This is a genomic window from Arsukibacterium sp. (genome assembly GCF_036735525.1).
GTDB lineage: Bacteria > Pseudomonadota > Gammaproteobacteria > Enterobacterales > Alteromonadaceae > Alishewanella.
On record NZ_DAINOE010000064.1, the window covers coordinates 1 to 18,899 of the forward strand.

The window sequence follows — 18,899 nt, forward strand, 5'->3', positions numbered from 1 at the left end:
GTAAAGTGCATCAAGCTGGATAGTGGTCGACATGCAATCACCACAGGTAGGGCAGCTGGAAAGTGTAACCCTATACAAAAACTGACATTTTTCACAATGCTTAGCTTGTGACTGCTGTAAAACCGAATATAAAACATCTGCAGTATGTACCATCTCATCCAGTCTGCTGTTCAATCCGATAACCTGTTTTGCTTCATCCCTGACTGGTTCGGCAATCGTCTTCACAACAGCGCACTGTTGCGCTGGATATATCTGGCGGGGCTTTATGCTTGCTTGTGGTGGTGTGAATTGCACTGGTGCCTGCCGTCTTCGTTCGGCAACGATGTCGTTACATACGGATGCAAATTCCAACTCATACTTTAGCTGCCGTGGGTGAAACAGCCATTACTTACATTGTGCAGAAAAAACGTGAGCTTTGATAATTGGCACAAAGGGCTTTTTTCTAACCTTTACGAGCCACCATTGGCGCCCCGCAACCGTCACAAATGCAGTTGCAAGCTAACCCGGACTCCACTTCAACAATGGTAACTAAACGACCACCATCAATCAGCTTTGCATAAGGTATTAAGATGGTGTCCATAACCATAAACAAGCCGATGTTAAAGCCAGCCCTTTTGTCTGGCAATGCGCGCCGCGTCAATGCGATTGGCGGCATGCAGTTTGCTGATCGCTTCAGACAGATAGTTGCGGGCAGTGCCTTCGGCAATAAAAAGCGCAGCAGCAATCTCGCTGGTGTTTTTGCCTTCGGCCGCCAGCCGCAGTGCCTGGCGCTCTTTGTCGCTGAGTGGGTCTTGCTCGCCCAGCGAGTTTAATAACAGCTCACTGTCGACCACTTTTTTACCGGCCATTACCTGTTGTATCGCCTGCACCAGTTGCGCTACCGGTGCATCTTTTAATAAAAACCCACCTACTCCGGCATCCATCGCCCGCTTAACGTAGCCGGCGCGGCCAAAGGTGGTAATAATCACCACCTTAGTCGGCAATTTTTGCTGTTGGACAAATTGCGCCAGCTCAATACCGGTGTGTCCGGGCATTTCAATATCGCTTAGCAGTAAATCAAAGGGCTGTTGTTGAAGTTTCTGTAGTGCCGCGCTGCCGTCAGCCGCCTCTGTTACCTCAAAGCCAGCCTCCAGTTGCAGCAAGCTGGCCAGCGCCGTGCGGATCATCGCCTGATCTTCCGCCAGTAAAATATTCATCGCGTAGCGTCCTGTAACAGTGAGGGCTTCTGCAGCGGCAGCTGAATAGTGGCCGAGACACCATCTTGCTGTTGCAGCGTCAGGGTGCCACCCATTGCGGCTAAGCGTTCACGTAAACCGGTCAGGCCGTTGCCTTCTTTCATCTGTGCCAACTGGCCGTTGTCATTCAGGCAAATATGCAACGCAGACCCTTGTTGCTGAAAGCTTAGCTGGCAGCTGTCGCCTTTACTATGACGCATTACATTGGTAACCAGCTCAGTTAACGCCAGAATAATGGCCGTTTCGCGCCGGTTGTCCAGCGTTGGTACTTCTCCGGTTAATTCGGCCTGAAAACCGGCATCGCGCAGCCGTCCAAGCAGTTTGGCCACTTCAGCGGTCAGTCCCTGATGTTTATAGCCTGAGACACTTTGCCGCACCTGGCTTAGCGCATCCCGTGCTATCTGGCTCAGCTCTGTTAGCTGCTGTCTTGCAGGCTCGGTCTGCTGATGAGCCAACAACTTAGTGGCCAAATCGGCCTTTAAAATAACACTCGATAAGGTATGGCCAAGAATATCATGCAGATCGCGGCCTATCCGCTCGCGTTCAACCATCGCCGCCAGTTGTCTAATTTCGTCCTCGCTTTGTTGGGTCGCCAGGTAGTGCCGCTGCTTTGCCTGCTCGGCCCGCCCCAGTAAGCTGACGGCTAATACAATGGGTATACCCATGATTAAAAACAGGTTCCAATGAATATTAAGGGTAAAGTCCAGTAACACTAACAGGCCAAGCAATGAGGTTATCAGCAGCAGATAACGACGCAGGGAATAAGCAAAACCGATAAAAAAGCTGGCAAAGGCAAACATCGATACTGAGTTGGGGTTAATTGGAGTGATCAGCGCAGCTATCAGTACTATGCCTAAAATAGGCCAATGCATATTATTGGTACTGCTGCGATGAGCCCAAAAATAGCAGACCAGAAACAGCAGCAACGCCACAGCCATACTGACGTATTGCCATACTGCAAAGCGCACGGTAAACAGCGGGATAAAATAGAAAATAAGGTTTATCAGGTAAACCCAACTCATTTTCCGCTCCAGGCTCAGCCCTTTGTCCATCGCTACCACCGCTTAGTCAATATTCAAGCTGATTATTAACTGCCAGCCCGGCTTAAGCCAGTGACATTTGTCATCAGCTTTTGCTGACAAAGTACACTGCTGCGCGCTGTGCTGTTGGCGGATACTGGCCTTAATCAGCAAAGGAGCCCGTATTTATGAACTCAGCAGTCAATAACCCCCATACGTTGTTACAGCTAACAGGCCTTAGTAAAAGCTTTGCCGGCAAGAGCGTGTTAGACGGTGTCGATTTAACGGTTAAGGCTGGCGAAGTGCTGTGTATTCTCGGCCCTAATGGCGCCGGCAAAACCACCCTTATCTCGGCCATTTTAGGCTTAATCGCTGCAGATAGCGGTGATATCCACATATTAGGCCAGTTACAACACGGCGCTGCCCGCAGTGTTGCGCTACGCCAGCAACTGGGCGTGATGCTGCAAATTGGCAGCTTACCGGCCACGTTAACGGTGGCTGAGCACTGCGATTTGTTTGCCAGTTATTATCCGGCCGGCTACCGCGCGACAGAACTGGTCACGCTGGCCGGGCTGGAAGTGCATGCCAAACAACGTTTTGGCCGCTTATCCGGAGGCCAGAAGCAGCGCTTATTATTTGCCCTGGCCTTAGCCGGTAAGCCGTGCTTATTGTTTTTAGATGAGCCGACGCTGGGCATGGATGTCGAGGCCAGGCGCAACTTGTGGCAGCAAATCAGCCAGCTGCAGCAGCAAGGGGTCAGCATAGTGCTGACCACCCATTATCTGGAAGAGGCGGAGCAACTGGCCGATCGCATTATGGTGCTGCATCAGGGCAAGTTTATTGCCAGTGGCAGCCCCAGCGAATTAAAAGCCCTCACCCGGTACAAAGTTGTTAAATGTTGCAGTGCCTTAGCCGATGCAGCCTTACTGGCGCTGCCTGGGGTGCTGCAACTGAGTCGGCAGCAGCATGGCGTGACTTTACATAGCAGCCAGGCTGAACAAACGGTGCTGGCTTTGCTTACTGAAGATAACACCGTGAGTCAGTTAGAAGTGAGCCAGGTGGCACTGGAACAAGCCTTTTTACAACTTACCCAGTCTCCTGGAAGTGAACATACTGGCACAGCAACACAGGAGCAAGCCGCATGAGTACTATAGCGATATATCAAAAAGAAGCCTGGTACGATTTAGTCAATGTCTGGCGCACACCGGGGTTTGTATTGCCGGCGCTGGCCTTTCCGCTGGTGTTTTACCTGTTTTTTGGCGTGCTGTTTAGCCCGTCAGGCAGTAGCAGCCATGCCGCTTATTTGCTGGCGACCTACAGCTGTTTTGGCATTATGGGACCGGCGATGTTTAATTTTGCGATGAATATTGCCAGCGATCGGGCGCAGGGTTGGCTCACCTTAAAACGTTTGTCACCAATGCCATTTAGCGCCTACTTGCTGGCAAAAATGGCCACCAGTCTGGTGTTTGCACTGCTGATTATTGTGCTGCTATTCAGTGCCGCCGCTCTGTTCGGCGAGGTAAGGTTATATCACAGCCAATGGTTGGGTCTGGCGCTGCTGATGTTGATAGGTACAGTGCCATTTGCGTTAATCGGTCTACTGCTGGGCTTAACCTTAAGTGATAAGGCTGCGCCCGGCGTGGTCAATCTGCTGTATCTGCCGATGGCTTTTTTATCTGGCTTATGGATACCGGTTGCTATGCTGCCACATTTTATGCAGCAACTGGCCTGGCTGTGGCCGAGTTATCACTTATCGCAACTGGGGCTAAAATTACTGGCAATGGATCAGGGGCATGCGGCACTGCTGCATCTGGCATTGCTGTTACTCACCACTGCCGTGCTAACCCTGTTATGTCTGGTTGTGTTTCGTCGGGTTATCGGAGCTAAATAATGAAAGCTATAGTTTTTATAGGTACAGCGGCGCTGCTGGTGATGTTTTTTATGTTGCTACCACAACCGGCAGTGAGCCCTGATGCTAAGCCGGCTACGGCAGTGCTGTCTGAGCTGAGCAGCAACAGTTTTGTACTGGGGCCGGTGAAGTTGTTTGATGGCGAACAGTGGCGTGAAGAGCGCTATGTTGAAGTACGTGCTGGCCGGGTAAGCCAATTATATCTGGCTAAACCTGACAGCCAGTTGCCACTAATAGACGGCAAAAACCAATGGCTAATACCGGGGCTGATTGATGGCCATGTGCATGCCTGGGGTGATGCCTTGCAGCAAGCGCTGGATTTTGGCGTCACCACTGTACTGGATATGTTTGGCGATCATCAGTTTCTGGTAGCGCAAAAAGCCGCCCGGGCCGGTACTGAACGCACTAAGCAAGCAGATATCTATGGTGCCGGCACACTGGTAACAGCGCCGAAAGGTCATGGTACTCAATATGGTATGGCAATACCGGTAATTGAAAACCCTGAGCAGGCCAGTAAGTTTGTTAGTGATCGCCTGGCTGAGGGCTCTGATTTTATTAAAGTCGTCTATACCTCCGATAAAGCGCTGCGCCGCTTTGCCCCTTCAATAGACCTGGCTACCCTGCAGGCAGTAATAGCCGCAGCCAAAGCGCAGGGAGTGCTGGTAGTGGTACATATTGCTGATTTACCGTCGGCACAGGAGGCAATAGCCGCCGGGGCTGATGGCTTAGTACATAGTTTTTTCAGTGAGCTGGCAAGCGCAGAATTGCTGCAGCTGATGGCCAGCGAGCAGCGCTTTATTATCCCTACCATGACCGTAATGGAAGGAATGATTGTTAATCAGATTAATGACGAGTTACTGCTGCAGGCACCGCCGGCGCAGCTTAGTGCAAAGGCTATTGGCAGTTTAAAGCAGCGCTTTGGTCATTCTCAAATCCCACAGGAGCGCTACCAGGTATTGGCCACTAATACTGCAAAAATGGCAGAGGCCGGCATTTTGCTGCTGGCTGGTTCTGATGCGCCTAACCCTAATACCGCTCATGGCGTTAGCCTGCTGGTAGAGATGGTGCTGCTGCAGCGCGCTGGTGTACCAACGCTGCAGGTACTGCAAAGTGCGACTTCGGCCTCGGCCAAGGCCTTTGGCCTGACGGATGTTGGTTATCTGCGGCCAGGTTACAAGGCCGATATGTTACTGCTGAGTCAGGATCCGATGACAGAGTTAACTAACTTATTAACCCCTGCGGCTATCCTGAAAAATGGCTGGTTGCATCAACCTGAGCTGCCAGGGCAAAGCACCGTTTTAGCGGCAGGGCTGATCGCTGACTTTAATACTGGCTTAACTGCCCGCAGCGGCGGCTTTGCTGCCAGCAGCGACAGCATGGTGCAGGGCAAGTCTTCGGCAGAAATTAGCGTGCAGCAAGGGGTATTAAAGGTAACGGGAACTACCCGCCCTGGTTTTGCTTACCCCTGGGCTGGTGTGGCCTGGCAAACTACTGCCAGCATAGATACCGGTAGTGACTTTAGTGAGATCACCCGTATTAAGTTTAACATTCGCGGCACCCCCGGCCAGTACCGGCTGGATGCGTTCACTGTTGGCAGTTGGATGCCTTCCAGTCAGCCTTTCACTGTAACCGAAGACTGGCAATTGGTGACCTTACCCCTGGCAGGTTTTCGGGCACTCGATGTGTCAGCGGTTAACGTGCTGAGTTGGATTGGCCCTGCCGGTAGCTTTGAGTTTGAAATAGCCATAATCGAGCTGGAATAGCCTGTTTTGAAATCGTCACCCACCCTAACTTACAACAGAAAAGACCAAGCTGATGAGTGATAAATTCAACCCTAAAATTGCCCAGTTGTCCCTGCCCAGGGACGACGGCTTTCATCGTGCAACTAATAAGCCGCTACTGGTGCTGCTGTCTGTTTTGGGCCTGGGTGTCGGCAGTTATCTTTACTATGACAAAAGCCGGCAACAGTTAGCACCGATAGCCACTGGGATGCAGCTAGGTGTCATAACCAATGCCGGTGATCCTGCCCGGCAGAGCGACCCGGTTGCACAGACAAGTTACGCGGCATTGACTACGGCTCAGGGCAAGCCAAAGGGCAAGGTGCTGGATGCCAGCGGCCATATCATTGCCCGGCGGGTCGCGACCATTTCCTCACTGGTGACCAGTAAGGTCGAAACCTTGCAGATTGAGGAAGGTCAGCTGGTCGAGGCTAATGATGTGCTGGCGCAGCTTGATGGTCGGCAGGCTAAGTATCATCTGGCCGGGGCTGAAGCGGAGCTGCTGGCGGGTAACGCAAGCCTTGGCGAGCTTTACAGCCGGCTTACGCTGGCAGAAATTCAACTGAAACGGATTGAAAGTCTGCTTGGGAACAAGGTGGTCACGCAGGAAGAGTTGGATACCACACGCTTGCTGGTCACTCAGCTCAACGCGCAAATTGATTATCGCAAGGCATTGAACCAAAAAGCGCTACAGCAGGTGAAGCTGGCAAGCTACAACGTCGATCAGCATATCATCAGGGCACCATTTTCCGGCATGGTTATTCAGAAAAATGCCCAAGTGGGCGAGTTGATCTCTGGCGGGATGTCCGGCGGCGGTTCGATTCGAACCGGTATCGCCACCATAGTTGATATGAGTTCGCTGGAAATCGAAGTTGATGTGGCGGAAAGCTTTATTAACCGGATTTCCCCGGGGCAACCGGCGGTGGCGCATCTGGATGCTTATCCGGACTGGACCATCAAGTCCGAAGTGTTGACCATTATTCCAACCGCAAATCGTCAGAAGGCCACCATCAAGGTGCGGGTTAAGCTGCTTGAAACCGATGCGCGGATATTGCCGGATATGGCGGTCAAGGTCAGTTTTCTGGCGGCTAAATAATCATCACCAGCAACCAATAAGGTATAAGGCGGACAGGCTCATGGAAAACGGCATAGCGTTGAAGAATATCAGTAAAATCTACCACAAAGGCAGTAATAAGGTGGTGGTATTTAACGATCTCAACATGACCATCAACAAAGGTGAATTTGTGGCCTTGATGGGGCCTTCCGGCTCGGGCAAAACCACGGCGTTGCACCTGATGGGCGGTCTCGACCGGCCCACCGCCGGCGAAGTGTTGGTTGGCAACAAGGTTATCAGCAAAAGCTCTGAGGCAGAGCTTACCCGCTGGCGGGCCAGACATGTTGGCTTTATTTTCCAGTCTAACCACCTGCTGCCGGTATTAAGTGCTTTTGCCAATGTCGAGTTACCGCTGGCCCTGACCCGGCTTAACAAAGTCGAGCGGCGCAAGCAGGTAGCAACGGCATTGGCATTGGTGGGCATGTCGGAACGGGCAAATCACCTGCCCAGAGAGCTTTCTGGCGGTCAGGAGCAGCGGGTGGCCATCGCCCGGGCGATTGTCGCCGACCCGGATATACTGTTGTGTGACGAGCCGACCGGTAACCTTGACCGCAAAACTGCCGATGCGATTCTGTCGTTGCTACACATCCTTAATCGTGATTTTGGCAAAACCATAGTGATGGTCACCCACGACGCTAAAGCGGCTGATGTTGCCACCCGGGTGATTAACCTTGAACAAGTCATAAACGGTAAAGCGGACACCGCCATCCCGGGGGCTCTGGCATGATTAATGTCACTCTGCCCTGGAAAAATGCCATGCGCAGGCCGGCCAGATTCTGGCTGACCTGTCTGTCCATCGTGGTAGCGTTTTATCTGTTTACGGTGATCTCAGCTATTAATGCTGCTCTTGACGCCAGCGGTACCGACAACAACCAGTACCGGCTGATGACCACCCATAAAATCTCCATTACCTCGGCCTTGCCCATTCATTACGGGCAAAAGATAAAGGCGTTGCCGGAGGTGGAAAAGGTGACTCATGTCAGCTGGTTTGGTGGTTTTTTCCGGGATGAAAGCCACCAGTTGCATGCAGTAGCGGTGGAGCCTGAGAGTTATCAGCTTATATACCCCGAGTACCAGTTGGCGGCCGAGGACAAAATTAACTGGAACCGGCTGAAAAGCGGCATGGTGGTGGGTCGGAAGCTGGCTGAAAAACATCAGTGGCAGGTAGGTGACAAGGTGCCGATCCAATCGACCATCTGGCTTAACAACGACAGTGGTTCATTCACCTGGGAGATGGAAGTGGCGGCCATTTACGACACCGCCACCCCGGATACCATCAATTCAATGCTGTTTCTGCGTCACGACTTTTTTGATGAGGCCCGGGGGTACGGGCGTTATGAAGCCAGTTGGTTGGTGGCCAAAGCCAGGGTGGGTAGTGATACCGAAGCGGTCAGCCACCAGATTGATCAACTGTTTGCCAATTCGCCTGCTGCCACCCGAACGACGACAGAGCAGGTGTTTATTAAAGAGCTGGCCCAGCAGTTTGTGGATTTGAGTTGGCTGCTGCGACTGGTGGTGCTGGCGGTGTTCTTTACCTTGCTGTTAATCGCGTCCAATAACATGAGCCAGTCGGTACGCGAGAGGATGAATGAACTGGCAGTGATGAAATCACTGGGCTTTTCCTCAGATATGCTGGCAACCCTGATCTACATGGAGGCCTTATACATGGTGCTGACGGGTGCGATACTCGGGGTGATTTGTGCCGCGGTGAGCATTGATCTGGTTCAGATAAAATTTGCCACTTTTTTGCCCGGCATTCATATCGACCCTGTTACCTACTGGAAAGTCGGCGGCATAGCGGCGGTACTGGCGGCTGTCTGTTGCCTGACACCGATCATTCGTATTTATCGATTGGGCATCAGCCACACCTTAAGGACGTGAATGTGAATAATACTTTTATCAGACAAGTGGTCACATTGTGCGGTATCACTTTGCTCAGTCTGCCGCAACGTATGGCGGGCTCTTTCGTGGCCATCTTCAGTATTGCCTGTGTAACTGCGGTACTGCTGACTGTACTGACGCTTATCCACGGCATGAATAACATCATGGAAAAATCCGGTTGGGACAGCACCCTGATTGCCATGCGGGCCGGCTCCGGCTCGGAACTACAGAGCGTGTTGTTTCCGGTTGAAGTGAGCACCATGCTTAATCATCCTGAGATCATGCGCGATGAGCACAACAGACCACTGTACTCGGCGGAAATGTTTGTCAATGCTGTGACCATGTTGCCGGACGTGAACGGCGATCGCAGTTCGCTCAGTCTGGCGCTGCGTGGGGTAAGTAGCGGTGCCGGGCAAATGCGGCCACATTTTAAACTGGTGGCAGGACGTTATTTTCAGCCTGGTCTGCGTGAGGTGATTGTCGGTCAGGGTATTGCCCGCAAGCATCCGCAACTGGACGTAGGCAAGACCATCAAGCTCGGTGGTTCAGAGTGGCTGGTGGCGGGCATTTTTGCTGACAACTACAGTGTGTTTGAGTCGGAAGTCTGGGCAGACTTGAATACGGTGCAAAACGATTATCAGCGCGGCAACAGCGTTCAGTCGTTGCGTATCGCCTTTGCCGGGGATGTGGATATAGAACAGGTGCGACAGCAGTGGCTGGACGACCCCAGGCTTAATGTGCGGGTGGTTAGCGAAAACGTCTACTTTGCCCAGCAATCTGAAAACATCACCCGCTTGATGCGCTGGCTGGGTATTCCGCTGGCGCTGATAATGGCGCTGGGCGCTGTGGTGGCGGCGCTTAATACTATGTATTCGGCCATCGCCGGACGCAGCAAGGAAATTGCTGTGCACAAGGCCATCGGTTTCAACCCCGGCGCTATTGCCCTGTCTGTGGTATTCGAATCGATTCTGCTGGCCATCATGGGTGGCATCATAGGTATATTGCCGTTATACACCGGCCTCAATGGCGTTACGGCGGCCACCAACAATGCCGCCAATCTAAGCCAGATCATGTTTAACTTTAGCATTTCACCATTATTGATGGCCCAGGCGTTACTGCTTGCCGTCGCTATCGGTCTGTTGGGCGGCATACTGCCGGCCATTCATGCCATCAGAATTCCGGTATCTCTCGCCATTCGGGGCGACTGATGCTACCGCTGTTTTTATTTACTCAGGAGTGTAAACCATGTCACAACTTAACTTGAAAAAATCTATTGTTACTGCGGCGACCGCCGGTATGTTGTTGTTTGGCGCTATGGCCCCGGCGCTGGCCGATGAAGTGGCCCTTACCATCAAGGATATCCGCAAATTGCAGGGGCACCTGTTGATTTCGATGTTTAAAGGCGAGGAAAACTACAACAACAATACCCCCTACAAGCTTCATAAAGTGAAAGTGACTGAAGCGGAGCACCAGGTGGTTTTCGAGGATGTGGAAGCGGGTGAGTATGGCATCAAGGTCATCCATGATGAAAACGATAACAAAAAGCTCGACACCAATTTGCTGGGGATGCCCAAAGAAGGCTATGGTTTTTCTAACAATGGGGGGGCCTATGGCCCTGCACCATGGAGCAAGGCCAAGTTTGAGGTCAAAGATAAAACTGAGCTTGCTATTACCCTGCTTTGAGCTGGACGATATATAACTAATTTAGCTTATATTCAAAGCCGGCCTCTGCCTCACTGTCATGAAAGAGGGTAAATCGGCTTTTTTTATTCAGGTTGGCATTAACTAGGCCGATCGTATTGCTGTGTTGAATCAAAGCATGGTATTGGCAAGTGTTGCAGCACGCCAGTTCTAGCATTTGAGTCACATGGTTTATGAGCTTGATATCAGCAATATCGGCAGCTTTTAATGCTAAAGATTATTAAGGCAGGATTTTTGTATGCTATTGAGTTTTTTATGAGCTGCAGCTAGATTAATTTCACCATAATGCAGCGTCTGGTAAGCGCTTAACGTTTTTAACACGATAGCGATAGGTGAGTGGGCGATGAAAAAAATGATTATGTTTTTAGCTTGGAGCTTTTTATTTTCAAGCCCATTACACGCTGATCAGCTAGCCTGGCTGAAACAGTCAGATGCAGAGCTTGCTGTTAGCTTGTTGCAAGGTGAGTCGGAGTTAGTATTGTTTTGTGGTTGTTGTGATAGCGATGTGCCGGTTTACTTGCAATTGTTTGGTGCAGAAGCAAAGTTCACCGGAACAGAGCAGTATTGGGAAGTTCAAATCACTGCTGTCGATTATCTTGATCAAAGTCGCAATGATGCGATTGACTTAGCCTATGCTTGGATCCGTCGTGATAACCAGGCGGTTAACCTTGGTCAGGCTTTAGGACTGCCAGCTGCTCCCTGCCAGCAAGCTTTTCTTTGGGACTCTCCTTGGGAACAATTTGCATCTACGGAAGACGCTGTTGAGGTAACTGCCAGACTCTTGTATAGCCATGGCGAGTCGCGTGGTATGTATGCTTATTTGTTACGTTTTGTCTCAGAAAGCGATCCAATCGAAGAATATTATTTCGATGTTGATTTTGAATTCTTTAAAGCGTTGCCTTTTCAGCTGATTGACGATTTACACAGCTACACCAGCGGCCCTAATGAGGCGATGCTCGGCCGTTTATTTGAGGTGCGTTATGGACTACGCTATGAGTATATAGAGGGTACACCGCAGCCCATTTATGAGCTGCGCGAGCTAAAACCCTTACGCAAATATACCGAAAAAAGGACTAGTCGAATTAAACAAATCATCCAGGGTAGTGGAGATGTCCACCAACTTAAGCCCTGGATGCTCGCCTCTTTGGCTCTTTGTCGAAAACGCGCGTTGGATGGTAACCAATGCCTAAGTTGTGGGCCAGGTAGTAGATAAAATGCGACACCAAATAGCATGAGATACCACCCAAAGCTCGCAAAATCTGTTAAAAAGAGCACAATTAACCCGCCGATACCGGATAAAGTGAGGCCTGTAATGATTTCTCTTTTAGTGGGTAACATCATCTTAATTTATACTCAAAACCGGCTTCGGCTTCACTATCGTGAAATGGCGTTACCCGGGTTTTCTTGTTAAGTAAGTTGTTGACCAAAGAATTTGGGAACACTTCAATACCGTTGTTAAAGTCTTCAACATTTTGGTTAAAAATGCGAATGGCAGCGCCGATATTTTCTTGCTGTTCGGCAATTTCACGCATTAAATTGTTAAAGATTTCTGAGGCTTTTAACTCCGGATAAGCTTCTACGGCAATCGTCAGACCTTGCATAAGCTTTTGGGTGCTGCCTTCGACCTGTTGCAGAGCGGCGGTATCGATAGTGTTAGGTTGTAACCGTGCCAAGCCAGAACGTAGTTCGGCAATGCTACTTTGTAAGCCCATTTCATGTTGTTTAAATTGTTCGGTGACTTGCTCCAGGTGCGGGATCATTTTATTTTTTTGCCGCTCCTGGGTTATCACATTGGCCCAGCCGCGTTCTACCGCATTCATCCGGGTAATAATGCCGTTATAAATCATTACCACGACAACCAGTATTAAGGCGGGTAGCCCTAATAAGATACCTAATTCTATTTGTAACTCCTTGTTATTATTTGCTTAAAAGTTGCTATCAGAATGCCGTAGCAATTGATGTACGGTATTTAATAGCTGTTGTAATTTGGGTAAGGCCGTGGGTTGCTCAATACTTTGCCGGAAAAGTGCCAGTTGGTCTAGCCCATAAGCTGGTTTGCTATCCAACACGTTTTTATCCGCAAAACTGATACAGAGCTCGCCATTATCACTAAATGCCAGATTAAGCTGCTTTAACGCAGCGGCTTGCTCTTCCAGTGCAATAATAATGGCCGGTTTTAAAAAACGGGCCGCTTGCATCGGATCCGCAGCGCGTACCTGAAAAAGTTTATTAAAGCGGCCAGAATCACTGGTATAACGTTCGCCTTTAATGCCCTCGGCGGCGAAGGCTGTAATAAACAGGTTTCGACAATAAGCAAAAGGCAGCACTATGCCATAGCGGTCAAAGTGATCGTAGACCACCCGGGTCGTCACTTGCCCCTTGCTATTAGTGGAAACTTCGGTGCGCTGGTTTACATAATGAAAATGCCAATAATGATAATAAAAGCTCATACGTATGTCCTTAAGGGCTAAAGCATTGAAATTTCGTTATTTTTCTTCGACAGAAATAGCAACGATTTGGCCCGTGCCCGATGCAAAAATGGCTGCTTGCGTTTGATAAGCATCAATCGGAGCGGGCTCCTACATAGAGATTGCCGAAATTAATTATTTGAAATCAATACGTTGCTTAAGATCATACGTATGAAGAAAAGCTATGCTCGGTGCCTGCATACTTGCCTTGAATGAGCTGTTTAAATTCACGTTTATAATTGCCGCGTTTAAATTCGGCAAATTGCTGCAACCAAGTGGATGTTGCTGGCCATGCCGCTTTCTTTAGTAAGGTTAACTGATTATCCAGTAAGGCATTTTTCCAATAGAGCTGCTTGGTAAACAGGTTCAGCTGATGGATATGATGCAAGGCAATAAGTAATGGAATCAGGCCAATTAGTGCCATTGCCGCTGCAATATAATACAGCAGAGAGTCAGCCTGTAGCTGATAGGTTAAAACAGCCACCAGTAGACTTAGCAGCAAACCGGCACTGCAAAGGTACCAACGCTGTTTATAGTGAAAACGAATAGGCTGCGGCAAAAGTGCCAGTTGATCTAAGATCTGCAGCAGCTCAGCTTTATTTTTAATCTGGCCGAGCTGTTCAGTCAGTTCTGATATTGCCTTAGCTAAAATGCTGTTAGGATCTGTAGTTGCCATAGTCATCCATGCTTGCAAAAAACAATACCTTAACAGCTTGTTTTAATTCAGCAACCTTTTTTGATTAACCTGCTTACCAGGGTAATTCACTGCCATTGCTATGATAAAACTTACCGCTGCGGCTGGCATCCAGCTCATTAATACGCTGGATAATCCGACTTGCGGCCTCATCCGGGCTAATATCACCGGCAAAACCGACCATCTGCGTTTGTACAAAGCCTGGGTGATAAATACCCACATGGATATTACGTGCTGCTACATCGCGAGCCAGTGACACGCTACCAGCATTAAGTGCCGCTTTTGCCATGCGGTAGCCATAGTAAGCACCCGAACCATTATCGCTAATCGAGCCCATACGGCTGGTGATCATGGCTATTTTCGCGCCCTCTTTTAACGCGGGTAGCAGTGCCTGGCTGAGTGCCAGTGGTGCTAGCGCATCGACCTGAAATTGTTGCTGTATACGAGCAAGATCAAAATCATCCAGGGTTTCATTGCTAAAAATACCGGCATTGTTAATCAATACATCAATGCTCTTTGTCGGGAAGGTGCTGGTAAGCTGCTGAATTTGTTTAAGATCGCTCAGTTCTACACCACTATGCACAGTGGCACCACTCTTCGCCAGCTCGGCAGAGGTATTGCGGCATAGCACCGTGACCTGATTGCCTTTTGCCAATTGCTGCTGTACCAGTGCTAAACCAATGCCTTTGTTGCCGCCGGTAATTACAATATGCTGCATGCTATAGCTCCAAAATGTGTTTAAAAGGTTAGTTTAAAAGATATCCGGCTGCCTTGGCTAAAATTCAAGGGCGAGCAGTGAATTTGACGCTAGGCCAGCGCTTAGTTACAGTGCTGTGACAAGGCGGCAGAATAATAAAAATGATGATGAATTCCGCACAAGTTACCTACGTTTTAAGCTTGGATTTTGGCACCCAAAGTGTGCGCGCTATTCTTATTGATGATAGCGGCACTATTATTGCCAAAGGCCAACAACGGCTGCCTGCCTATCACTCGGCAGAGCCCGGTTATGCCGAATTGCCCGCAGAGGCATACTGGCAAGCGCTTACGCAAGCTTGTACTAGTTTATGGCAACAAAGCCCTATTGCTGCAGACGCGATCAGCGCGGTGACGCTCACGACCCAACGCGGCACCGTTTTTTGCTTGGATAAGGACAAAAAACCACTCAGGCCAGCCATTATCTGGCTGGATCAGCGTGAAGCCACAGTGTTGCCAGGTTTAGGCAGCTGGCGCCACCTATTTAGGGTGGTGGGAGTTACTGCTATTGTTGAGCGCTTTCAGCGCCGAGCCCCATCAAATTGGTTGGCGGAATATGAACCGCAGCGTTGGCGGGACACTGCCCACTATCTGTTGCTCTCTGGCTATCTGACCTTACAACTGACCAGTGAGCTGGTAGATTGCAGTGCCGCGCAGGTGGGGTATTTGCCGTTTGATTTTCAACAGCAGCATTGGGCAAGTCAGTTTAGCTGGAAATGGCGGGCGTTATCGCTCACACCCAGCCAGCTGGCGCTTTTAAAGCCGCCCGGGGCTGAACTTGGCCGGTTAACCGAGTCGGCAGCGATAGCTCTGGGCTTACCTGTAGGGTTGCCACTAATTGCCGCGGGTTCAGATAAAGCCTGTGAGGTGCTGGGGTGTGGCGGTTTAACGCCGCAAACAGGCTGTATTAGCTATGGCACAACGGCAACCATTAGCACCGCTAACCGGCGTTATATTGAGCCAAGTCCTTGGTTACCGGCTTACCCTGCGGCGCAGCGAGGTTTTTACAATTCGGAAGTGATGATTTACCGCGGTTTTTGGTTGGTAACATGGTTTAAAGAGCAATTTGGCCTGCAAGAGCAGCAAGAAGCGGCCGTACTGGGCATCGCCCCTGAGCAGCTGTTTGATGAACTGTTAAAGGCCGTGCCGCCCGGCAGTATGGGGTTAATGTTACAGCCATACTGGTCGCCGGGTCTTCGTCAGCCCGGGCCTGAGGCCAAGGGCGCGATGATTGGTTTTGGTGATGTGCACCAGCGCGCCCATGTCTACCGGGCGCTAATTGAAGGGCTGGCCTATGCCTTACAAGAGGGGAGGCAGCGGTTGGAGCGGCGTAATGGTGTGTTAATGCAGCGGCTTCGCGTATCGGGTGGTGGCGCGCAAAGTACGCAAATTTTGCAGCTGACAGCCAATGTCTTTAACTTGCCGGTAGAGCGGCCGCACACCAGTGAAACCTCTGCTCTGGGGGCGGCTATCAGTGCTATGGTTGGCCTGGGGCGTTACGCCAATCACACCGAGGCATTAAATGCCATGTGCCGGCCTGCCCAGTGTTTTTTGCCCGAGCCGTTAGTGGCTGCGCAGTATCAGCGTTTATACCGTGAGGTTTACTTAAAAATGTACCGGCAGTTAAAGCCGCTATATCAGAGCATTCGTGAGATCACCGGTTATCCGCAATAAACGGCGCTGCGGGTTTTAGCACTGGCAGAGTATTCAGGGCCGAAAGCTGCCAGAACTTAAGCGTGATCTGGTTATACTGAGTGCTGCTTGGTCATGTTAATCCCTACAGGAATCGCTGATGTCTGCTTTGCCGTTTACCCCTGAAACCTGTCAGCGTGCCCGCTTAAGCCGTGATGCCCGCTTTGACGGCTGTTTTTTTGTGGCGGTGACCAGCACCGGTATTTTTTGCCGCAATATTTGCCCGGCGCCAGCACCGAAAGAGCAGCATGTGCAGTATTACCCCTCAGCGGTGTCGGCGCTGGCTGCCGGTTACCGGCCTTGCTTGCGCTGCCGGCCCGACAGTGCGCCAGGCTCACCGGCCTGGCGTGGCACTAATACCACAGTGCAGCGGGCGCTAAGCTTAATTCATCAGGGGGCCTTACAGCAGGGGCCCTTAGCACAACTGGCCGCGCGGCTGGGCGTGTCAGAGCGCTATCTGCGCAAGTTATTTCAGGCTGAACTGGGCCTCTCCCCCAAACGCTATGCCTTGTTACAGCAAATGTTATTTGCTAAGCAATTACTGCAAAGCAGTCAGTTATCAGTAACGGATGTTGCGCTGGCCAGTGGCTTTAACAGTATTCGCAGTTTTAATGCGCAGTGTAAAAGCCTGCTTAAACTGACACCGGGTCAGATCCGCAAGCGCCCAACGGCCGCCACTGCCGCTATTGAGTTGTATCTGGCTTACCGGCCGCCCTATGCCTGGCCACAACTCAGTGCCTTTTTGCGCCAGCGCCAGCTAGCCGGGCTGGAATGGACCGGTGAGAACTATTATGGCCGCACCTTTCGTTATCAGCAGGCCAGCGGGCATTTTACGCTGTACCATCAGCCGGAGCAGCACCGATTCCGGCTGGAGCTGACTATTGATCAGCTGGCGGCATTGCAGGGGGTGCTGCAAAATATCCGGCGACTGTTTGATTTAGATGTCGATATAGCGCAGGTAGAACATGATTTGGCACCGCAACTGGCAAAACTCGGCCAGTCGGTCACGGGGTTACGCCTGCCCGGGCTGTGGGATCTGTTTGAAGCCGGGGTGCGGGCTATTTTGGGGCAACAGGTGAGTGTGACCGCAGCACGGCAATTAGTGCAGTTGTTAGTGCAACAGTTGGGTGAAGAGCAAGCGGGTCGCCGTTGGTTTCCCACGCCACAGGCTATCGCACACAGTGATTTACAGTTTTTAAAAATGCCGCAGGCGCGGCGTGCGACGCTACAGCGTTTCAGCCTGTTTATGCTGCAGAGTAACAGCCTTGAGCGGCAGTTAATTAATAGCCTTGAGCGGGTGTCGAATAACAGCCCTGAGCGGCAGTCCGATGAAAACCCTGAGCCACTAAGCGACTGGCTGGCACTAAAGGGTATTGGCCCATGGACCTGCCAATATGCGCGCATGCGCGGCCTGAGTGATCCCGATATTTGGCTGGCAGCGGATGCCGGTGTAAAAAATGCGCTAAAACAACGCGGCCTGCAGTTTGCAGCAGAGGACGGCCGGCCCTGGCGCAGTTACCTGACGTTACAGCTATGGCAACTATTGGCAAAAAAGCAGCAAGCCCCTTTAAGCGGAGACTAATCCATGTTGAGTTATGACTATTTATCCAGCCCGCTGGGCTTAATTGAAATTGCCGCCACTGAGCAGGGCGTGGCGGCGGTAAGTTTTTGTGCCCAGCCGCGTTTTGCAGTACAGCCGCAGCAGGCTTTAGCGCAACAGCACTGGGCGCAGCAAGCAAAAAACCAGTTGGCGGCCTATTTTGCCAAAGAGTTAACCCAATTTGAGTTGCCGCTCTGTGCCAGCGGCACGCTGTTTCAGCAGCAGGTGTGGCAGGCGTTAACCACAGTACCCTATGGTAAAACTGCCAGTTATGGCGATATTGCCAAAGCCATTAATAACCCCAAAGGGGTTAGGGCGGTAGGCCTGGCCAATGGTAAAAACCCGCTTGGTATTATTGTACCCTGCCATAGAATCATAGGCGCCAACGGCACGCTTACCGGTTATGCCGGTGGTTTGGATAAAAAAGCCTGGCTGCTGGCGCATGAAGGTATCACCGGCGTTAAGTGATAGTGCTATCTTGCCTTAAACCCGCCTCTTATCTGGCGACAAACTCTAATACAGTGGCGTTAATGCAGTAGCGGGTACTGCCATTGGGACCGTCGTTAAAGACATGGCCTAAATGAATACCCGACACCGCAGCAAGCACTTCAGTGCGCACCATGCCATGGCTATGATCTGGTCGTGTAGTGACAGAGCCCGCTACCGGTTTGCGAAAAGATAACCAGCCCGTGCCAGAGTTAAAACGGTCCCGGGTATCAAATAAAGGGGCACCGCTAAGCGCATCGATAAAAACGCCGTCCGGGGTATTTCTGAACTGCTCATATTGCTGGCAAAATGGCCGGTCGGTGGCGCTTTGAAACGCGACTTTAAAGGCTTCGCTGTGCTCACCCAGGCTGAAGTGGCCCAGCAGGGCGTAAAAATCAGCAGGAGCGACATAGCCCTGCACCCCGAACACTTCTTTGCCCTCGTCCATAAATAATAAGGTGGGTGTGGCCCAGGTGGCAGACTTAATCGTCAGCCCGGTTAATTGGTTGGCCAGCCGGTAATGCAGAGGGATCTTGCCCTGATAATGGTTGGCGACATCGGCTTTAAAT

Annotated in this window: 20 protein-coding genes; 12 read left to right on the top strand and 8 right to left on the bottom strand. The window is 50.9% G+C overall.

All coding sequences use genetic code 11. The annotated features are described in order from the left end of the window. The 3 genes from V7D78_RS12320 to V7D78_RS12330 form a co-directional block, all read right to left on the bottom strand. A partial coding sequence (locus tag V7D78_RS12320) for a hypothetical protein (RefSeq protein WP_333608753.1) occupies nucleotides 1-225 on the bottom strand: 225 nt, incomplete at its 3' end. A 374-nt stretch (nucleotides 226-599) separates the two neighbouring features. Further along, entirely contained in the window at nucleotides 600-1,196 is a 597-nt protein-coding gene (locus V7D78_RS12325) for a response regulator transcription factor (RefSeq protein WP_333608754.1), read from the bottom strand. Next, on the bottom strand, nucleotides 1,193-2,257 hold the full coding sequence (locus tag V7D78_RS12330) for a sensor histidine kinase (protein WP_333608755.1): 1,065 nt from the start codon (nucleotides 2,255-2,257) through the stop codon (nucleotides 1,193-1,195). The genes V7D78_RS12325 and V7D78_RS12330 overlap by 4 nt, the downstream gene beginning before the upstream one ends. Nucleotides 2,258-2,442: 185 nt before the next feature. Here V7D78_RS12330 and V7D78_RS12335 point away from each other — a divergent pair, with 185 nt between their 5' ends. The 9 genes from V7D78_RS12335 to V7D78_RS12375 all read left to right on the top strand — a co-directional run bounded on the left by V7D78_RS12335 (nucleotide 2,443) and on the right by V7D78_RS12375 (nucleotide 11,850). Then, on the top strand, nucleotides 2,443-3,399 hold the full coding sequence (locus V7D78_RS12335; RefSeq protein ID WP_333608756.1) for an ABC transporter ATP-binding protein: 957 nt from the start codon (nucleotides 2,443-2,445) through the stop codon (nucleotides 3,397-3,399). Next, nucleotides 3,396-4,145 carry an ABC transporter permease gene (locus tag V7D78_RS12340; protein WP_333608757.1) on the top strand — a complete coding sequence of 250 codons (750 nt, stop codon included), beginning with the start codon at nucleotides 3,396-3,398 and terminating at the stop codon, nucleotides 4,143-4,145. Before V7D78_RS12335 ends, V7D78_RS12340 begins: the two co-directional genes overlap by 4 nt. Then, nucleotides 4,145-5,926 carry an amidohydrolase family protein gene (locus V7D78_RS12345; RefSeq protein ID WP_333608758.1) on the top strand — a complete coding sequence of 594 codons (1,782 nt, stop codon included), beginning with the start codon at nucleotides 4,145-4,147 and terminating at the stop codon, nucleotides 5,924-5,926. The genes V7D78_RS12340 and V7D78_RS12345 overlap by 1 nt, the downstream gene beginning before the upstream one ends. Before the next feature lie 52 nt (nucleotides 5,927-5,978). After that, nucleotides 5,979-7,037: an efflux RND transporter periplasmic adaptor subunit gene (locus V7D78_RS12350; protein WP_333608759.1), complete on the top strand. Its 1,059-nt coding sequence runs from the start codon at nucleotides 5,979-5,981 to the stop codon at nucleotides 7,035-7,037. 40 nt (nucleotides 7,038-7,077) lie between these two features. After that, nucleotides 7,078-7,782 (top strand): ABC transporter ATP-binding protein, encoded by a 705-nt coding sequence (locus tag V7D78_RS12355; RefSeq protein ID WP_333608760.1) that lies wholly within the window; start codon nucleotides 7,078-7,080, stop codon nucleotides 7,780-7,782. Further along, the gene (locus tag V7D78_RS12360) at nucleotides 7,779-8,936 is read left to right on the top strand and encodes an ABC transporter permease (RefSeq protein ID WP_333608761.1); all 1,158 of its coding nucleotides are present in this window, start codon (nucleotides 7,779-7,781) and stop codon (nucleotides 8,934-8,936) included. The genes V7D78_RS12355 and V7D78_RS12360 overlap by 4 nt, the downstream gene beginning before the upstream one ends. A gap of 2 nt (nucleotides 8,937-8,938) precedes the next feature. After that, nucleotides 8,939-10,144 carry an ABC transporter permease gene (locus V7D78_RS12365; RefSeq protein ID WP_333608762.1) on the top strand — a complete coding sequence of 402 codons (1,206 nt, stop codon included), beginning with the start codon at nucleotides 8,939-8,941 and terminating at the stop codon, nucleotides 10,142-10,144. A 37-nt stretch (nucleotides 10,145-10,181) separates the two neighbouring features. Then, nucleotides 10,182-10,619: a DUF2141 domain-containing protein gene (locus V7D78_RS12370; RefSeq protein ID WP_333608763.1), complete on the top strand. Its 438-nt coding sequence runs from the start codon at nucleotides 10,182-10,184 to the stop codon at nucleotides 10,617-10,619. A gap of 361 nt (nucleotides 10,620-10,980) precedes the next feature. Then, nucleotides 10,981-11,850, top strand: a complete 870-nt coding sequence (locus V7D78_RS12375) for a hypothetical protein (RefSeq protein WP_333608764.1) — start codon at nucleotides 10,981-10,983, stop codon at nucleotides 11,848-11,850. 124 nt (nucleotides 11,851-11,974) lie between these two features. Here V7D78_RS12375 and V7D78_RS12380 read toward each other — a convergent pair whose 3' ends face one another. The 4 genes from V7D78_RS12380 to V7D78_RS12395 all read right to left on the bottom strand — a co-directional run bounded on the left by V7D78_RS12380 (nucleotide 11,975) and on the right by V7D78_RS12395 (nucleotide 14,517). After that, nucleotides 11,975-12,484 carry a LemA family protein gene (locus tag V7D78_RS12380; protein WP_333608765.1) on the bottom strand — a complete coding sequence of 170 codons (510 nt, stop codon included), beginning with the start codon at nucleotides 12,482-12,484 and terminating at the stop codon, nucleotides 11,975-11,977. Between the two features lie 78 nt (nucleotides 12,485-12,562). Beyond that, entirely contained in the window at nucleotides 12,563-13,087 is a 525-nt protein-coding gene (locus V7D78_RS12385; RefSeq protein ID WP_333608766.1) for a DUF3137 domain-containing protein, read from the bottom strand. A 181-nt stretch (nucleotides 13,088-13,268) separates the two neighbouring features. Further along, nucleotides 13,269-13,781: a hypothetical protein gene (locus V7D78_RS12390; protein WP_333608767.1), complete on the bottom strand. Its 513-nt coding sequence runs from the start codon at nucleotides 13,779-13,781 to the stop codon at nucleotides 13,269-13,271. A gap of 73 nt (nucleotides 13,782-13,854) precedes the next feature. Further along, nucleotides 13,855-14,517 carry an SDR family oxidoreductase gene (locus V7D78_RS12395; protein WP_333608768.1) on the bottom strand — a complete coding sequence of 221 codons (663 nt, stop codon included), beginning with the start codon at nucleotides 14,515-14,517 and terminating at the stop codon, nucleotides 13,855-13,857. A gap of 140 nt (nucleotides 14,518-14,657) precedes the next feature. Here V7D78_RS12395 and V7D78_RS12400 point away from each other — a divergent pair, with 140 nt between their 5' ends. The 3 genes from V7D78_RS12400 (at nucleotide 14,658) to V7D78_RS12410 (ending at nucleotide 18,312) form a co-directional block, all read left to right on the top strand. After that, nucleotides 14,658-16,226, top strand: coding sequence for an FGGY-family carbohydrate kinase (locus tag V7D78_RS12400; RefSeq protein WP_333608769.1), 1,569 nt, complete (start codon nucleotides 14,658-14,660; stop codon nucleotides 16,224-16,226). A gap of 118 nt (nucleotides 16,227-16,344) precedes the next feature. Then, nucleotides 16,345-17,826, top strand: a complete 1,482-nt coding sequence (locus V7D78_RS12405) for a DNA-3-methyladenine glycosylase 2 family protein (RefSeq protein WP_333608770.1) — start codon at nucleotides 16,345-16,347, stop codon at nucleotides 17,824-17,826. A 3-nt stretch (nucleotides 17,827-17,829) separates the two neighbouring features. Further along, nucleotides 17,830-18,312 (top strand): methylated-DNA--[protein]-cysteine S-methyltransferase, encoded by a 483-nt coding sequence (locus V7D78_RS12410; RefSeq protein WP_333608771.1) that lies wholly within the window; start codon nucleotides 17,830-17,832, stop codon nucleotides 18,310-18,312. Between the two features lie 28 nt (nucleotides 18,313-18,340). On the opposite strand, the gene msrB is transcribed toward V7D78_RS12410, so the two are convergent. After that, nucleotides 18,341-18,899: peptide-methionine (R)-S-oxide reductase MsrB (gene msrB, locus V7D78_RS12415; protein WP_333608772.1), on the bottom strand; the 559-nt coding region annotated here is incomplete at its 5' end.

Coding starts and splice junctions, on each gene's coding strand:
- V7D78_RS12325 (WP_333608754.1), bottom strand. CDS start 1,196: ATGAATATTTTACTGGCGGAAGATCAGGCGATGATCCGCACGGCGCTG.
- V7D78_RS12330 (WP_333608755.1), bottom strand. CDS start 2,257: ATGAGTTGGGTTTACCTGATAAACCTTATTTTCTATTTTATCCCGCTG.
- V7D78_RS12335 (WP_333608756.1), top strand. CDS start 2,443: ATGAACTCAGCAGTCAATAACCCCCATACGTTGTTACAGCTAACAGGC.
- V7D78_RS12340 (WP_333608757.1), top strand. CDS start 3,396: ATGAGTACTATAGCGATATATCAAAAAGAAGCCTGGTACGATTTAGTC.
- V7D78_RS12345 (WP_333608758.1), top strand. CDS start 4,145: ATGAAAGCTATAGTTTTTATAGGTACAGCGGCGCTGCTGGTGATGTTT.
- V7D78_RS12350 (WP_333608759.1), top strand. CDS start 5,979: ATGAGTGATAAATTCAACCCTAAAATTGCCCAGTTGTCCCTGCCCAGG.
- V7D78_RS12355 (WP_333608760.1), top strand. CDS start 7,078: ATGGAAAACGGCATAGCGTTGAAGAATATCAGTAAAATCTACCACAAA.
- V7D78_RS12360 (WP_333608761.1), top strand. CDS start 7,779: ATGATTAATGTCACTCTGCCCTGGAAAAATGCCATGCGCAGGCCGGCC.
- V7D78_RS12370 (WP_333608763.1), top strand. CDS start 10,182: ATGTCACAACTTAACTTGAAAAAATCTATTGTTACTGCGGCGACCGCC.
- V7D78_RS12375 (WP_333608764.1), top strand. CDS start 10,981: ATGAAAAAAATGATTATGTTTTTAGCTTGGAGCTTTTTATTTTCAAGC.
- V7D78_RS12380 (WP_333608765.1), bottom strand. CDS start 12,484: ATGATTTATAACGGCATTATTACCCGGATGAATGCGGTAGAACGCGGC.
- V7D78_RS12385 (WP_333608766.1), bottom strand. CDS start 13,087: ATGAGCTTTTATTATCATTATTGGCATTTTCATTATGTAAACCAGCGC.
- V7D78_RS12390 (WP_333608767.1), bottom strand. CDS start 13,781: ATGGCAACTACAGATCCTAACAGCATTTTAGCTAAGGCAATATCAGAA.
- V7D78_RS12395 (WP_333608768.1), bottom strand. CDS start 14,517: ATGCAGCATATTGTAATTACCGGCGGCAACAAAGGCATTGGTTTAGCA.
- V7D78_RS12400 (WP_333608769.1), top strand. CDS start 14,658: ATGATGATGAATTCCGCACAAGTTACCTACGTTTTAAGCTTGGATTTT.
- V7D78_RS12405 (WP_333608770.1), top strand. CDS start 16,345: ATGTCTGCTTTGCCGTTTACCCCTGAAACCTGTCAGCGTGCCCGCTTA.
- V7D78_RS12410 (WP_333608771.1), top strand. CDS start 17,830: ATGTTGAGTTATGACTATTTATCCAGCCCGCTGGGCTTAATTGAAATT.